The organism is Virgisporangium aurantiacum (genome assembly GCF_016863635.1).
Lineage (GTDB): Bacteria > Actinomycetota > Actinomycetes > Mycobacteriales > Micromonosporaceae > Virgisporangium > Virgisporangium aurantiacum.
The window spans coordinates 86,482-100,944 of sequence record NZ_BOPG01000077.1; the positions used below are offsets into that span (position 1 = coordinate 86,482).

Annotated in this window: 18 protein-coding genes and 1 pseudogene; 12 read left to right on the plus strand and 7 right to left on the minus strand. The window is 69.8% G+C overall.

Going from position 1 to position 14,463, the window contains the following annotated elements; translation table 11 throughout:
- Positions 1 to 4: 4 nt before the first annotated feature.
- A complete protein-coding gene (locus Vau01_RS49345; RefSeq protein WP_239152542.1) occupies positions 5 to 508 on the minus strand; it encodes a hemerythrin domain-containing protein in 504 nt (167 codons plus the stop codon).
- Between the two features lie 134 nt (positions 509 to 642).
- Here Vau01_RS49345 and kilB point away from each other — a divergent pair, with 134 nt between their 5' ends.
- The 4 genes from kilB to Vau01_RS49365 all read left to right on the plus strand — a co-directional run bounded on the left by kilB (position 643) and on the right by Vau01_RS49365 (position 4,557).
- Positions 643 to 1,125 (plus strand): plasmid transfer protein KilB, encoded by a 483-nt coding sequence (gene kilB, locus Vau01_RS49350; RefSeq protein ID WP_204007987.1) that lies wholly within the window; start codon positions 643 to 645, stop codon positions 1,123 to 1,125.
- Positions 1,126 to 1,204: 79 nt separating this feature from the next.
- Positions 1,205 to 1,969 (plus strand): hypothetical protein, encoded by a 765-nt coding sequence (locus Vau01_RS49355; RefSeq protein WP_204007988.1) that lies wholly within the window; start codon positions 1,205 to 1,207, stop codon positions 1,967 to 1,969.
- A 332-nt stretch (positions 1,970 to 2,301) separates the two neighbouring features.
- Positions 2,302 to 2,943, plus strand: a complete 642-nt coding sequence (locus Vau01_RS49360) for a hypothetical protein (RefSeq protein WP_204007990.1) — start codon at positions 2,302 to 2,304, stop codon at positions 2,941 to 2,943.
- Between the two features lie 408 nt (positions 2,944 to 3,351).
- The gene (locus Vau01_RS49365; RefSeq protein WP_239152544.1) at positions 3,352 to 4,557 is read left to right on the plus strand and encodes a monooxygenase; all 1,206 of its coding nucleotides are present in this window, start codon (positions 3,352 to 3,354) and stop codon (positions 4,555 to 4,557) included.
- Positions 4,558 to 4,561: 4 nt separating this feature from the next.
- On the opposite strand, the gene Vau01_RS49370 is transcribed toward Vau01_RS49365, so the two are convergent.
- The 4 genes from Vau01_RS49370 to Vau01_RS49385 all read right to left on the minus strand — a co-directional run bounded on the left by Vau01_RS49370 (position 4,562) and on the right by Vau01_RS49385 (position 7,021).
- On the minus strand, positions 4,562 to 5,227 hold the full coding sequence (locus Vau01_RS49370) for a response regulator (RefSeq protein WP_204007992.1): 666 nt from the start codon (positions 5,225 to 5,227) through the stop codon (positions 4,562 to 4,564).
- Positions 5,228 to 5,395: 168 nt separating this feature from the next.
- Entirely contained in the window at positions 5,396 to 5,554 is a 159-nt protein-coding gene (locus tag Vau01_RS49375; RefSeq protein WP_204007994.1) for a hypothetical protein, read from the minus strand.
- Positions 5,555 to 5,565: 11 nt separating this feature from the next.
- Entirely contained in the window at positions 5,566 to 6,414 is an 849-nt protein-coding gene (locus tag Vau01_RS49380) for a hypothetical protein (RefSeq protein WP_204007996.1), read from the minus strand.
- Between the two features lie 4 nt (positions 6,415 to 6,418).
- Positions 6,419 to 7,021 carry an RNA polymerase sigma factor gene (locus Vau01_RS49385; protein WP_373320430.1) on the minus strand — a complete coding sequence of 201 codons (603 nt, stop codon included), beginning with the start codon at positions 7,019 to 7,021 and terminating at the stop codon, positions 6,419 to 6,421.
- 172 nt (positions 7,022 to 7,193) lie between these two features.
- Here Vau01_RS49385 and Vau01_RS49390 point away from each other — a divergent pair, with 172 nt between their 5' ends.
- The 7 genes from Vau01_RS49390 to Vau01_RS49420 all read left to right on the plus strand — a co-directional run bounded on the left by Vau01_RS49390 (position 7,194) and on the right by Vau01_RS49420 (position 12,221).
- Positions 7,194 to 7,712 carry a hypothetical protein gene (locus Vau01_RS49390; RefSeq protein WP_204008000.1) on the plus strand — a complete coding sequence of 173 codons (519 nt, stop codon included), beginning with the start codon at positions 7,194 to 7,196 and terminating at the stop codon, positions 7,710 to 7,712.
- Positions 7,705 to 8,337: a class F sortase gene (locus Vau01_RS49395; RefSeq protein ID WP_204008002.1), complete on the plus strand. Its 633-nt coding sequence runs from the start codon at positions 7,705 to 7,707 to the stop codon at positions 8,335 to 8,337. Before Vau01_RS49390 ends, Vau01_RS49395 begins: the two co-directional genes overlap by 8 nt.
- Before the next feature lie 75 nt (positions 8,338 to 8,412).
- Positions 8,413 to 8,730 (plus strand): ankyrin repeat domain-containing protein, encoded by a 318-nt coding sequence (locus tag Vau01_RS49400; protein WP_373320431.1) that lies wholly within the window; start codon positions 8,413 to 8,415, stop codon positions 8,728 to 8,730.
- 368 nt (positions 8,731 to 9,098) lie between these two features.
- Positions 9,099 to 10,091 (plus strand): DUF1152 domain-containing protein, encoded by a 993-nt coding sequence (locus Vau01_RS49405; RefSeq protein ID WP_204008052.1) that lies wholly within the window; start codon positions 9,099 to 9,101, stop codon positions 10,089 to 10,091.
- 22 nt (positions 10,092 to 10,113) lie between these two features.
- A complete protein-coding gene (locus tag Vau01_RS49410) occupies positions 10,114 to 10,641 on the plus strand; it encodes a hypothetical protein (RefSeq protein ID WP_204008006.1) in 528 nt (175 codons plus the stop codon).
- On the plus strand, positions 10,613 to 11,143 hold the full coding sequence (locus tag Vau01_RS49415) for a SigE family RNA polymerase sigma factor (protein ID WP_204008008.1): 531 nt from the start codon (positions 10,613 to 10,615) through the stop codon (positions 11,141 to 11,143). Before Vau01_RS49410 ends, Vau01_RS49415 begins: the two co-directional genes overlap by 29 nt.
- Positions 11,136 to 12,221 (plus strand): hypothetical protein, encoded by a 1,086-nt coding sequence (locus Vau01_RS49420; protein WP_204008010.1) that lies wholly within the window; start codon positions 11,136 to 11,138, stop codon positions 12,219 to 12,221. Before Vau01_RS49415 ends, Vau01_RS49420 begins: the two co-directional genes overlap by 8 nt.
- 144 nt (positions 12,222 to 12,365) lie before the next feature.
- Here the strand turns inward: Vau01_RS49420 and Vau01_RS49425 are convergent.
- Together Vau01_RS49425 and Vau01_RS49430 are read right to left on the minus strand one after the other, a co-directional pair.
- Positions 12,366 to 12,674 (minus strand): annotated as a pseudogene (locus Vau01_RS49425) (Tn3 family transposase); the annotation flags it as partial.
- Between the two features lie 87 nt (positions 12,675 to 12,761).
- The gene (locus Vau01_RS49430) at positions 12,762 to 13,592 is read right to left on the minus strand and encodes a class I SAM-dependent methyltransferase (RefSeq protein ID WP_204008012.1); all 831 of its coding nucleotides are present in this window, start codon (positions 13,590 to 13,592) and stop codon (positions 12,762 to 12,764) included.
- Between the two features lie 60 nt (positions 13,593 to 13,652).
- Here Vau01_RS49430 and Vau01_RS49435 point away from each other — a divergent pair, with 60 nt between their 5' ends.
- Positions 13,653 to 14,333 (plus strand): TetR/AcrR family transcriptional regulator, encoded by a 681-nt coding sequence (locus Vau01_RS49435; protein ID WP_204008014.1) that lies wholly within the window; start codon positions 13,653 to 13,655, stop codon positions 14,331 to 14,333.
- Positions 14,334 to 14,463 lie beyond the last annotated feature (130 nt).

A 14,463-nucleotide genomic window follows, 5' to 3' on the forward strand; every position in this document is an offset into this window, starting at 1 on the left:
TAGTTCAGCTGTTCTCCTCGATGTATTTGGCTGGGTCCTTGTCGGCGAACGACAGGCCCCGGCCCTGCGGATGTTCCCCGAAGAAACGCAGCCAGCGTGCCCCGAGTTCGAGGCGCAGTTCCCGGCTTGCATGCTTACGGAAGTCGGGGAGCACCTCGTCCTCCTCCTCGGCCAGATGCTCACTGTTCTCGGTACGCGCCTTCCACACCCCCTTCCACCAGCCGTCCGAGCCCACCGGGTGCCTACCCGCCTCGTCGATCCCGTCCCGGATCTTGTTGTGGTCGCGGATCGCGTCGTCGGCCTCCTCCTCGGCATCGTCACCACCCGCGTCCGTCAGCAGGTGCGGGTAGAGGATCTCCTCCTCAGCATCGGCGTGGATATCGAGATGCAGCGCGAGCGGCGTCCAGATCGCCTCCAACTCCTGCGGCGACCGCGCGTCGTCCAACCGGGCAAACCCGACCCGGAACCGGTGGTGATCGTCAAGGATCAACGCCGTGATGTCATCCATGACACACACGCTAAGGCCGAACACCGGCCCACGACCACCAAGCCTCGCCCACCCGCACACCCGATCGTCGGCATGTGCGCGCACCTGCCTCTTGGATTCCCGGCCGGTTCACGGTGACGTACGCTGCTGTCCTTGTGGAGGTCCTGGTCGCCAGTCTGATCGCCGTCGCCGGAACCCTGTTGGGTTCCGTCACCACCTACTTCTTCCAACGGCAGACCGTCGAACGCGCCGAACGGTTCGCTCGTCAGGAGCGTCTGCGCCAGGAGCGCATGGCCGTCTACGGGGCGTTCGCCGGCGCCGTCACCGATCACCGGCGGGCAGTCGTCAATCTGTGGTTCCAACGCGGCGCCGGCCACGACGATCCCGGCTACCGCGCCGCCCGGGAGGAATGCGACCGGCTCGGTGCCGCCCTCGACCACGCCAGATTCCAGGTCCAACTGATCGCTGACGACGCCGAACTCGTCGCGCTTGCCGCCCAGGCGCACATCCCGACCAACGCGATCCCCAAAGCGGTCGACCGTGACGAGTTGAAGACCTACGAGAATCAGTCCCGCGACGCCGTCGGCTCGTTCGTCACTACCGCATCCGCACAGATCCTCGGACGTACCGACCGCTGACCGTTGAGTAGCCAGCGACGAATGGGCCGGTCACTTACCACGGGCAGATCAACACGGCCGAGCGGTTCGCGCTAGAGGTGTGCGCGTCGGTCGTGTGGCTGGCGGTGAACGGGCGGCGGCTCGCCGGGATCCTGCCGCTTCCACCGTTGGACGCGGCGGTGCATCGGAGCATGTGCGTCGAGACCGGACCGGTGTCCGCAATACGACGTGCGGGATCGAATCCGGCAAGCGACCCATCCTCCCGTCAACCGATTCAAGGAGGTGGGTCATGTACAACATGGAGCATGCCACGACGACCGTGGCGAAGGATCTTCCGATCGTGCGGGCGATCGTCGATCAGAAGCTGGGTCTGACCGTGGAGGGGACGAGCACGACGCTGAAGGTTGCCCCGAAGGTCCGGTCGAAGATCAATCCCGGGTCGACCGTCACGGTGAAGGTCGACAACGGCACGGCGGTTGAACTGGTTGACAGCTCTGATCTGGCGGCAAGCCGCGCTGAGGACAAGCGCAAGCAGGACCTGACCACCAAGATCAGCAAGCAGCTGATTGGCAACCGGTTGGCCATCACGGTGGTCGGTTCGGCGCTCAAGCACCTGTCCGGCGACGGGAGTCAGGCGGACACGCTGCTCGCCGGCTACCTCGCGGGCAACTGGATCTCGATCGACGGGGTCGACGGGGACGGCAAGTTCAGCCTGACGATCGCCACGCCGGCGGCGCAGTTCGTGAAGCCGGGCGACGAGACCGCCCCGAGTTGGATCATCACCGGTCAGGTCACCAGTTTCGACGTCGTGCCGGTACCGGTGCGGGTCTGGCACTTCGGCCCGGGTACCTCGTCCTACGTGTGATCAGCGACGTGTTGCACTGCGCGAGCGCGACCAACCAGCCGAACAGGAGCAGTCCAACCTAGGGGTCCTGGACCTCGATGCGGCTCAGGGCCGCCGGAGCCGGGTCGGGAATCAGCGCGGGTGGACCGAGAACCGACAGCACGATCACCGACTGCAAAGTCAGCAATGCGGCCGTCGTGCCCGCGCATACCGCGCTCAGCGGGCCGGCCTCCGGGCCGGTCCGCTGAGCAGTGCCGGCGGCCGGCCACCAGCATGGCGGCGGCCATGGCCTTGGACCGTCAGCAGTACGCCAGTCGGGCCGCACGCGGCCGGGACCCCTGTAATCTGCGCCGATGGACGCTGATCCGCTGCGAGAGTTCGACGACGGCGTCGCATTCTGGGCAACCCGCCCGAAATGGCCTGCGGACCTGCACAACCGCTTCTACGCGGATCAACAGGCGATCACCGACGGCGCGTTCACCTCGACGTGGTGGAACGTCACGCGAAGGAAGCTCTACGACTGGCGGGCCACCCGAGGCGCGCGGCTGGCCGATCTCGACCGGCTGTTCCATCAGCACCAAGGCAATTTGGTGACGATCTGGCAGACGGTCATTCAGCCGCAGCTATCCGGCGATATCACCTCAGTCACGTGGGATGAAGTCCGCGCTCTACCGGATCTTGCCAGATTGATCAAACCGACACGGGGCAACTCTGCGGTGTTTCCATCGAAGCTCGCGCATTTCATCGCTCCACCTCTGTTTCCGGTCTTCGACAAAACGGCGCTGCCTGGCGGACACAACGATTACGGCAGCTACTTCAACCATGTCAAGGACACTTGGAACAGCACCGACCGCTCCGACCAGCAGGCTCTTCGCGCGCGGTTGGCGTTACTCATTGAATCCCGTAGCGGCAGGCCAATGGTCAGCGGCTACCCGGTCGTCAACAAGATCGTCGAGCTGCGGCTGATCGGCCAGCACCACCGATCGGCAAGCTGACCGCGCGCTGCCGGCGCCCACCCTCAGCCTGCAAAGTCGAGCGGAACAGCCCTCGCTTCGGTCAGCTCTCCGACGGCACTGCGGCGAGCGGATCGCGGCCAGATCAGCACAGCCGCGCTGTCCGCGGCCCGATCCGGACGTCTTGATCGTCCCTCCACCCGCGTGCTCGAACGCCGTCACAGCTTCGGTTTACTCCTCGATCTCCCGAAGTTGATGCTCCGCGTCGGTGTCACCGGCGGCGGCCTGCTCGTACCAGCGCCGAGCCCGCGACGGACCTGCGCCGGCGTGACTTCGGGCCCAGATTGCGACGGGTCTCGATTCCCGTGTCGTACCGTGGTGCCACCTCCCTCCCGAGGATGGGGCCGCGGTACGACGAAACGGGACGGAATCGGGCCTAGCGTTCAGGTTATGAGGAAACCTGACAGTCCACTGTGGAGGTTCGGGGTGGCCACCATGGCGCTGGCGACGGCGTTCGCAGTCGTCGCCTGCGGGTCGGACGCCGACAACAGTGCGGCGCCCGCCGCGACCGGCTCGCACGGCGCGCACGCGGGCGGGTCGTCGGCTCCATCGCAGCCGCTGCGCGCCGGCGAGCGGTTCGTCGACCTGAAGATGGCCGAGGCGTACACGCCCGCGCCGCCGGAGGGCGGCACGGACGAGTACCGGTGCCAGGTGATCGATCCGGGCCTGACCAAGGCGGCGTTCCTGACCGGGACCCAGTTCACGCCGGAGAACGTCGCCATCGCGCACCACGCCATCGTGTACGCGGTGCCGCCGGGCGGCGCTGCCGCGGTGCGCGAGCAGGATGCGAAGACCCCCGGCCTCGGCTGGCAGTGTTTCGGCGGGACCGGCGTGGCCGGCGCCGAGGTAGAAGAGGGGGACGCGGCGTGGGTGGACACCTGGGCGCCGGGCGCCACGGAGACGCTGCTCACCCAGGACGCCGGCTACAGGCTGGAGCCGGGCAGCCTGCTCGTCCTCCAGATCCACTACAACCTGCTCGCGACCGACGGCAAGCCGGCCGGGTCGGACCGCTCGGCGGTGCGGCTGCGGCTGACGGACGGCACGCCGCAGACCCGGGAACTCGTCACGTGGCCGGTCGACGCGCCGACCGACCTGCCCTGCGCCGCCGACGAGTCGGGTCCGCTCTGTGACCGGGCGGCCTCGATCGCGGACGTGACGAAGCGGTTCGGGGCGGACGTCGGCGACATGGCGGACCGTCAGGTGGAGGAGTGCGGCCAGAGCGCGCCGAAGGCCGGCAGCACCCAGACCTGCGACCACAAGGTGGAGGCGCCGATGACGCTGTTCGCCGGTTTCGGCCACATGCACATGCTCGGGCGGGCCATAAAGGTCGAACTCAACCCGGGCACGCCGAACGCCAAGGTCGTGCTGGACGTGCCGCAGTTCGACTTCGACAACCAGCGGCTGGTGCAGCTGCCGTCGCCGGTGGAGATCGGTCCGGGGGACACGCTGCGGGTGACGTGTACGCACGACGCGGGGCTGCGCAAACGGCTGCCGCAGCTGAGCAAGCTGCCGCCGCGCTACGTGGTGTGGGGCGACGGCACCAGCGACGAGATGTGCATCGGCATCATGACGGTCTCCCTCCGCCGCGCGAAGTGAAGCGTCAGATCGGCCGGGTGAGTCTCAGGTCGTAGGCGAGGATGACGGCCTGGATCCGGTCCCGGGCGCCGATCTTGGCGAGGACGCGCCCGACGTGGGTCTTCACCGTCGACTCCGACAGCGTGAACCGTTGCGCGATCTCGCCGTTGGTGAGGCCGTGGCCGATGGCGACGAGGATCTCGCGCTCGCGATCGGTCAGGGAGTCCAGCCGGGGATCGTCCCGCACGGGTCCGCAGCGGTCATCGTCGAGCCGGTCGGCGAACGCGTCGAGCAGCCGCCGGGTCAGCGCCGGCGCGATCACCGCGTCCCCGGCGGCGACGGCCCGGATGCCGGCCAGCAGCTCCTCCGGGCGGGTGTCCTTGAGCAGGAAACCGCTCGCCCCGGCCCGCAGCGCGGCGAGCGCGTACCGGTCCGCGTCGAACGTCGTCAGCACCAGGATCCGCGAACGCCCACCGGCGGCGGCGATGCGCCGGGTGGCCTCGATCCCGTCGACGCCCGGCATGCGGATGTCCATCAGCACCACGTCGGGATGCAGCTCGGTGATTCGGCGAACGGCCTCGGCACCGTTCTCGGCCTCGCCGACGATCTCGGTGTCGGGGGTGCTCTCCAGCAGCATGCGGAACCCGAAGCGCTGCAGCGGCTGGTCGTCCACCACGAGCACGGTGATCATGTGTGGCTGCCCTTCAGATTCGCGTGGACGATCCGGCCGCCGTCCGGTGCGGGGCCGGCGCAGACCGTGCCGCCGTAGAGCGCGGCGCGTTCGGCCATGCCGGCCGGGCCGAGACCCGCGTCGCCTGCTTCATACCGAGCGAACCTGAGACGACTGTTAAAACAGCGCTCAGGCCGATCGGTCGCCGGCGCGCATCGCAAAGGCGTTCGCCGCCGGCGGCGCCGGTGTAGTGCTCAGCCCGCTGTACCGGATCTTGCACGCCGAAGCGAGTTCGTCGGACGCGCCGAGGGTCTCCTCGATCGGCACCCTGCGGGTCAGGCGCGTCACGGCCCCGCCTGTCAGCTGGGCGGAGACGGGAAGGCGGTGGGCCCGGCCACCTGGACGAACCGCGTTCCGTTCCACCGGTAGGTCCGCTGCTGGCTCGTGTCGCCGTACTTCTGCGTCACGGTGACGGCCAGCCTCCGATCGGTGATTCGTAGAGGGCCGTACACCTGCGCCAGCGGGCCGACGTAGCCCAGGCCGACGAGGTCGTTCCCGCGCTGCGTCACGACCAGGAGTTGGCCGGAGGAGTCGCCGCTGTCGCCGCCGGCGGCCAGGCAAGTTATGTACACGACCGCCTCGGTGCGGGGTTCGCCGTCGAGTTCGCCCAGGGTGGCCGCACCCTCCGCGTAGCTGCCTCTGATGGAGCCCCGACCGTGGCCATCGGCTTCCGGCCAGCTTCCGCCGCGGGTGGTGATCCGGCCGACGGGACAGTCGTTGTCATCCCGGGTCGCGGGCAGCACGACCGTCGTGTTGCCCCAGTCGACCTTGCTGAGGTCGATCGCAGCGGGCCCGGTGGCGCTACGCGACGGCGGGCTCGAACTCGGAGACGACTCCGATGGGGACGGTGTCGTGCTCGGCGGCGGCGTGACACTGCTCGACGGCGCGGGCGAGCGGTCGGTGAAGTCGGGTTGCCCGCGGTCAACGGCGGTCGCGGCGAACGCCACGCCACCTACGGCCGTCACAACGACCGCCGCGGCCGCGAGCGTGACCCGTCGGCGTCCGCGCCGTTGGGCGCGGGCTGCGAGCACGGTCGCCGATGGTGCCTGGAACGCCTCGTGCGCGCTGTCCCGGTAGGAGGCGAACAACGGCGCGGTTACGTGTTCAGCCGGCGGACCGGAATCAGGATCGGGAGTCGGGTCGACCACGTTGTCACCGTCCTTCCGTGCGTGGGGCAGGCCCAGGAGGTGTCGAAGGCTCGCCTGCATCGGTGAGGTGGGTGGCAAGCTGCGCGCGGCCGCGGTGCAGCCATGACACCACGGTGCCCTTCGGCACGCCCAGGTCTGTGGCGATCTCGGCGGTCGGAATGTCGCCGAGGTGGTGCAGCACGATCACGAGACGTTGCCGCTCGGGAAGCCGCCGCAGCGCGGCGACCAGGGCCACGTGGTCCGGGTTCAGGCCGGGCTGCGTTACCGTCACGGATTGGCGGCGCAGGGCTCGTACGGCGACGGAGAGCCTGCGCAGCGTGCTGGTCGCGAGATTCCACGCTACGCGGCGGACCCAGGCTACGGCATCGTCGAACTGGCTGACCTGGGGCCAACGCTGCCATGCCCGGAGGAACGCCTCCTGAACCACGTCCTCCGCCTCGGATCGGTTGCCCAGGTAGGCGTGTACCTGGGCTACAAGCCGCGAGTACCACATCTGGTAGAACTCGTCGAACCCCGCGCGGTCCCGGCTTGTGACGGGTCCGCCCGGCCGCAGCGGTTGCGACCGCGCGTGCCCGGGAGCGGGCCCTGCCGCTCCGGCTTCCTGCACCAGATCCCCTCTTCCCGGACGACGTGGATGACCGGGCCGCTAGGCGGCACCTGAGCACCCCACGCACGAGCGGTACCGCTGATTGCACCCGGTGACGGTTGTCACAGCGGCGCAATCGGCGGTGCGGGCTCGGCGTGTAACCGGCTGCGAAACCCGAAGACAGGGAGCCCACATGTTGAAGCGACTCACGATCAGCGGCGCCGTCCTTGGCGCTGTCGTCCTGGGGCTGGCCGGCCAGGTGGCCGCGGCCCAAACTTCGCAGGCCCAGGCGCCGGAACTGGTGTCGGCCACGGCCAGCACGTCGGCGTCGGCCTCGCCGAGCGTGTCGATCGCGCCGAGTGGACCGCCGCACGGCGAGTACCCCCGGGATGAACCCACCCTCTCGCCGTGGCGCGTCGCACAGGGCGGCAACGTGCGGATCACCGCCTACTGCGCCAATCCCGTCGGCGTCACCGCCGAGTCGGTTGTGTTCGGCAAGGTGAATCTCACCACCGTGACCAAGGACGGACGCGGCCGGTCCACAACGGTACGGGTGCCCGCCGACACGAAGCCGGGCGAGTACAGCGTCCGCGTCATGTGCCCGGATCCCGACGGCGGCCAGATCGCGAAGCTCGCGGTTTACGCCAAGAGGAAGCCGACGGGTGGAGCGGCGACCGGTGGCGGCGGAACGGAGAACGGCCTCCATGGCTGACCGCCGGTGGGCCGCTGCCGTTGCGGCGGCCCTGCTCACCGGTCTGCTGACGGCGTGCCAGGCCGGGCCCGGCGGAGCAGCGTCCGCGAGCGAATCGCCTACCCTGCCGCCCGGCAGCGTCGCCGCGTCCACCGGCCCGGTGGAGTCGTCGTCGGCGGCGCTGCCACCGGCGGAGCCGAAAAGCATCGCGATTCCCGCGATCGGCGTGAGCGCCCCGATTCGACGGGTCGGGCTCAACCCGGACAACACGGTTGAGGTTCCGTCCCTCGAACGCGCCGACGAGACCGGCTGGTACGAATACGGGCCCACGCCTGGCGAAATCGGTCCTGCGGTGATACTCGGCCATGTCGACTCACGAGCCGGTCCGGCGGTGTTCGCGGGCCTCGGTCGCCTGCGTCCCGGCGATCAGATCAGCGTCACCAGGGCGGACGGCCGCGTTGCGGTGTTCCGTACGACCGCTGTCAATGAGGTGCCCAAGGCAGAGTTTCCGACCGAACGGGTCTACGGCGACATAGAGCACGCCGGCCTACGACTGGTCACCTGCGGAGGTCAGTTCGACCGGCAGCGGAGCTCTTACCTGAACAACGTCGTCGTCTACGCGGAGCTGGTCGGCACGGATCGGTAGGACACATGCATCGATCAGGCGTCGGTTCGTGGTCGAGGTGCACTGAGGACGTCGGCCTACGCCGACATCGCCGTCATGACCGGGTGCTCCCACGAGCGGGTGCAGCAAGTGCACCATCTGGTCTGCTCGGGTGCCCAGCCGCCGCTACTGACGGTGGTGCTGGAGCTGGGGGCGGCAGTCAACGGTCGCGACACGGATGGTTGGACGCCGCTGCACTGGGCCGCGATCCACGGCTACGCGGCGTCCGCGCGTCGGCTGCTCGGGGCCGGGGCCGACCCGTCGGCGACCACCCCGGCCGGACTGACCGCGGCAGACCTCGCCGCCCGCAACGGCCACGACACGCTGGCCGAGCGACTGCGGCCCGGCACGGTGCGCGCCGCCGACCATCCCTGATCAGCGGCATGTCGCCGGCCAGCACACCGCCACGACCCGGTCATGATCAGACGATCAACACCAAGCAACCTGGTGACGCCCCGTCGCGCTCCCTCAGCGGCTAGATCCGCGTAGCAACCCCGTCGACTTGATCGAGGGCTGGCGCCGCGACATCGCCCTCGTGCTGGCCGTGCACTCCGTGGCCAAGCAGGCCCGCAGTCTCAGACAAGTCCGCGACCCGAAATCGCGGCACCTGGGACAGTGGGCCAACGGCATCCTGCAAAGAGCTACCGGCCCAGAACTGTGACCGCCGCTCATCGGCATGTTGAGCCACCCCTGACCCGGATCGTCGCGTGCGGGTTGCGTCGTGGGCTGATCATGTAGCGGTGATGGATCCTGCCGCGCTGCCGGTCACCCCGGACGGGTTCTCGTTGGCTGCTCCGCCGTTGTTCACCGCGCTGGCTCCGGCGCGGAGCGTTCTGATCGCCGGTGCCGGCGGAGGGTTCGACGTGTACGCCGGTCTGCCGCTTGCTCTTGCGCTCTGGCACAGCGGCGTGCAGGTGCACCTGGCGAACCTGTCCTTCTCCGAACTCGAACTTGTCGACCGCCAAGCATGGGTTGCCGACAACGTCGTGGCGGTCGAGCCACACACTGCCAGCCCGGACTGGTACTTCCCCGAGGGCACGCTGTCCCGGTGGCTCGCGGCTCACGACCTGCCGTCGACGGTGTATGCCTTTCCCCCGCTCGGAGTGCAGCCGTTGCGGGCCGCGTACCGGCACCTGTCCGAACGGCTGAGCATCGACGCCGTGGTGCTGGTCGACGGCGGTACCGACATCCTGCTGCGCGGTGACGAGAGCAACCTGGGCACGCCGGTGGAGGACATCACCAGCGTCGCCGCCGTGGCCGGCCTCGACGTGCCGGTGAAGCTGGTGACCTGTCTCGGCTTCGGCATCGACGCCCACGACGGCGTCAACCACGTCGAAGTACTGGAGAACCTTGCCGCACTCGACCGCGACGGCGGCTACCTGGGCGCGTTGTCCGTGCCGGGTGCCAGCCGGGAAGCGGCGCTGTACCGCGACGCTGTCGCCGACGCCCAAGCCGGCACCCCGACCCGGCCGAGCATCGTCCAGGGCCAGATCGCCGCCGCCACCAGCGGCGCGTTCGGAGACGTCCAATTCACCCGGCGAACCAGCGGCACCGCCCTGTTCGTCAATCCACTGATGGCGATCTACTTCACCGTCGACCTCGCCAAACTCGCCGCCCGATGCCTCTACCTCGACCGCATCGAGAACACCCACGGCAGGCGCCAGGTGATCGGGCGTATCCAAGCCTTCCGCGACGAGCTTCCCACCACCGGCATCCCACGCGCGTTCCCCCACTGAGCGCCCCGACGGCGGCAGACGTGTGCGCGGCGCGGCTATCGTCCGGGACGACTTCACCACCAACGGCCACACCGTGCTGTGGGCGGCGTCGTTCGGTCGGCTGCTCAACCCCACCATCGCCGGGACACGCCGCGGTGCCGTCGGCCCCATCCGGCCCCCGTTCCAGATCAACGACCTGGCCCAGCCGCAGTGCACCGCCGCATTCGACCCGAGGCTCGCCGAGTTCGGCGACGCCGTCGAACACGGCGGGCTCGGCCTGGCCCACATCACGCTGGACACCATCACCGCCGCCGGGGACATCCGGAACCCCCGCGAGTGCCGCACCTGCATCCGCGTCTGGGCGCTTTACTCGCCGGCGCCGAGCGCCTGCCGGCGCTGCCCGAGCAGCCGCCGGAATCATGGACCCAGCTCAGCGACCCTGCCCGGATCGTCCGACGAACACCCGCGACCGCTGGTAGTTGATTCGGCCACCGGATCGTGTCAACGCGGCGGCCGGGTGAGAACCTCTGTCAGGTATGCGAATGGTGACGGGGGCGCAGGTGGCCGGTGAGCGGGCGCCGGAGGAGGACTTCGCGCGGTTCGTCGCCCAGCGGGGGCCGGCACTGGTCCGCTTCGCCGCCCGGCTCACGAACGATCCGTACCGCGCCGAGGACCTGGTGCAGGAGGCGCTGGCCAAGACGTACCAGCGATGGCGCCGGATCCGCCGGGTGGACCGGCCCGAGGTGTACGTGCGGCGCATGGTCGTCAACGCGGCGAACTCGTGGTGGCGGCGCCGTTCGAACACCGAGGTGCCGGTGGCCATGCCGGCTGACGGGGCCGCCGACCGGCCGGCGAGCGGCGACGTCGGGACCGAGCACGCGGAACGGGACGCGCTCTGGGCGTTGATCACACAACTGCCCGCGCGGCAGCGGGCGGTGCTCGTCCTGCGCTACTACGAGGACCACGACGACGCGACGATCGCGGAGATCCTGCGTTGCTCACCGGTGACCGTCCGGACCCACGCCCGCCGTGCCCTGGAGACGCTACGGAAGCGAGGTATCGACGATGACTGACCTGGAGAGCCGCATCGTGGACACCCTTCGGCACCGGCCCGACCCGGACGTCCACATCGACACGCTCACGCGGCGCGCGGTGGTCGCCGGCCGGGCCCGCAGGCGTCGAACGGTCGTGACCGCGGTCGCGGCGGCGGTCGCGCTCGTCGGGGTCGGCATCGGTGTGGGTGTCGCGGTCGGCCGGCCCGACCGCGACGACGCGCCCGCGGTCCCGCCGACGGAGCAGAACACGAACCTGCCGACCGACCCGGTGTCACCGACGGCGGCGGACCGGCCGTCAGCGGTCGGCACCGACCCGGGCGTGCTGCACTTCGACCTCGACGGCTCGGCGATCAGGTTCAGTGACTGGCGGTTCGAGACGACCGCCGGACGGGAGCAGATCACGCTCGCCATCGTGGGAGGGGCCGGTTCCGGCCCGTTCACCGTCGACGTCCAGTTGTCCCCCGACCCGTTGCCGGCCGGCCCGGAGGGCGGGGCCTACCGGCCGGACCACGAGGAGCAGACGGAGGTCGGCGGCCGGACGGCGACGTGGCGGACGTTCACCACGGAGGTCGGCGTCCAGAACCGTCACCAGTCCCTGTCCTGGGAACCGGTCGCCGGTCTGTACGCGCAGGTCTCGACCGCCATGGACCTGGACCTGGCCACGGTGCGCCAGATCGCCGCCGCCGCCCGGTTCGACCGGGCCCAGCGGTGTGTGGCGCCGGTGCGGGTGACGGCGCTGCCGGCCGGCGCCCGGTGGACCGGCTGCCAGGTGCGGCTCCGGGCCGAGCCCGACCCGTCCGGTGGCCGTTGGGTGTCGTCGCGGTTCACGCTGGTGCTGGCGGCCGGCAACGAGGTCGAGGTGCACATCGATCCGGCAGGGACGTCCGGGTTCCAGCAGAACCGGACGGTCAACCGTCGTCCGGCCCGCTGGGAGTCGGCGTCGCTGTGGATCGGGGGTATCGGGCCGTTCGAGGCCGCGGTGTTCGGGAACGACGGACGGTTGCGGGAGGAGGACGGGGTAAAGCTGGGCGCCGGCATCAAGCCGGTTGGCGACCCCGCCGACCTGACGACGTGGGCGCCGCGGCCGGTGGGCTGATCCACCCACTGCCCGCCCGCCGCCGACCGCTAGGGCCGCCCCGGCTCAGCCGACGGGGACGAGGAAGCAGACCTGGGTACGGACCTCCGATCCGAAGCGGGCCGAGACCGCCTGGGAGCGAACGGCACCGAGGGGGTAGCGGAACAGCGCCTCGGCACGCTGTGAGGTCGGCCCGATCCCCGGCCAGGCCAGGCGTGCGCGACCCAGGTAGGCGTCCGGGACCAGCAGCAGATCCAGCTCCGCCCGGCGGCGCTCGGTCAGCAGGTGTGCCACCCGCGTCCACGTCTCGTCCCGGGCTCGGGCCCGCGCCGTGGCCACCCGCCGCAGTACCAGGATCACCCCGGGCCGGATCATCCGCGACGAGATCAGATACTGGCCGGCCAGCCGGAACAGCTGCGGCGAGTCGTGTTCCATCGCCCGGGCGAACAGGAACTCCTCCAGCTCGTTCCACTCGACGGCGTCCACCGCCCGCTCTTGGCGGTGGTGAGCATATCGTCAGCCGTTGGTCGGACGTCGGAGGTGAGAGTCATCCTGCGGCGGTCAGGGTGTCTTTGTGGCGATGACCTGGAGGTATTCGGCCGGTGCGATGAGTGTTCCGTCGGTGGCGCGGTTGAACTGCTGCAGGCAGGTGGCCAGTTCGTCGGCGAGGATCTGTCGCCCGGCGGGGTCAAGGCGGTCGAAGATCGCCTTGGTGGGGCCGACGTAGGTGCGGTTGAATTCGACCCGCGCGGCGGGTGAGGCGGCGCACATGTCGGTGGTCAGGAGCTGTGCCTCGAGGTCTGTCACGCCCGAGCCGAGCAACTCCTGGACACGGGCTTGGGTTCCCCACTCGATCGGGCTGCGGGCACCGGGGATGGGCGGGAACGGCGCGAAGCGTCCGGCGACGGCCTGGGCGCTGGCCATGACGCTGCGTGGCGTCCATGCGGTCAGGCCGATGCGACCTGCCGGTCGGCACACCCGGACCAGCTCGGACGCGGCCCGTGCCTGGTCGGGCGCGAACATGACCCCGAAGGTGGACAGCACGACGTCGAACGCACCGTCCGGGAACGGCAACGCCTGGGCGTCGGCCTCCTGGATGTCGACCACCAGGCCTTCGACGGCAGCGCGCTGCGCCGCCACCTGTAGCAGTTGCGGGACGAAGTCGGTGGCGGTGACCCGTGCGCCACGGCGGGCGGCCGCGAGGGCGGCGTTACCGGAGCCGGCGGCCACATCCAGCACCCGCTCGCCGGGGTGAATGTCGATCGCCCGACACAGTAGTTCGCCCACGATCACCTGCTCGGCGCCAGCTCGGGCGAAGTCACCGAGCCCCCACATGGTGCGGGCGCGTTGGGTCATCAGGACGAACTGTTCCGGGGCAGGGCTGACCGTCACGGCTACCTCCTCACATTGGCTACTCGACCCGAGTAGTTAATACTCTTGTAGAGTAGCCGAGTGGCCGGTCCCGTCAAGCCCCGACGTCGCTACGAGTCCCCGAGACGACGGCAGCAGGCGCTGCAGACCCGCGGCGCGATCCTTGACGCGGCCCAGGATCTGTTCACCGATCGGGGCTACACCGCCACCGCCATGCCGGCCATCGCCGACCGGGCCGGGGTTGCCCTCAAGACCGTCTATCTGGCCTTCGGTACCAAAGCCGGAGTCCTGCACGCGCTGTGGGACGTCCGCCTCGGCGGCGACGAACAACCGATTCCCGTCGTCGACCGGCCCTGGTACCGCCAACTACTGCAGGCCGACGACCCCCACGCCCTCCTACGCACAGCCGCCCACCAGTCGCGCCAGACCAAGGACCGCGCGGGCGACGTGATGCGTGTCGTTCGCCACGCCGCGCTCACCGATCCGGCCATCGCCGATCTCTGGCAACGGATCGAGACGGAGTTCCGCACCGTCCTGCAGGGCTTCGCCCAACGGCTCGACGAACTCGCGGCCCTGGCCCCGCGGATCGACGTCACCACCGCGACCGACATCCTGTGGATGCTGAATCATCCAGACACCTGGTACCTGCTCGTGCACCGCTGCGGCTGGACAGCCGGCCGGTATGAACAGTGGATCGGCGACACCCTCGTCGCCCAACTCCTCGGCAATCCCGATCCGACCACCCAACAGACACCGGCGTGACCTACACATGTGACATCGTCAGCGCCCAGCCATCCGTTCGGCAGTGTCGCCACCGTCGTGAACCCAGTTGCGCCGCGCGATCCAACCGCTCGTGACGGTCGCTAGTGCTCTCTGGCCGGAAACGTTGGCC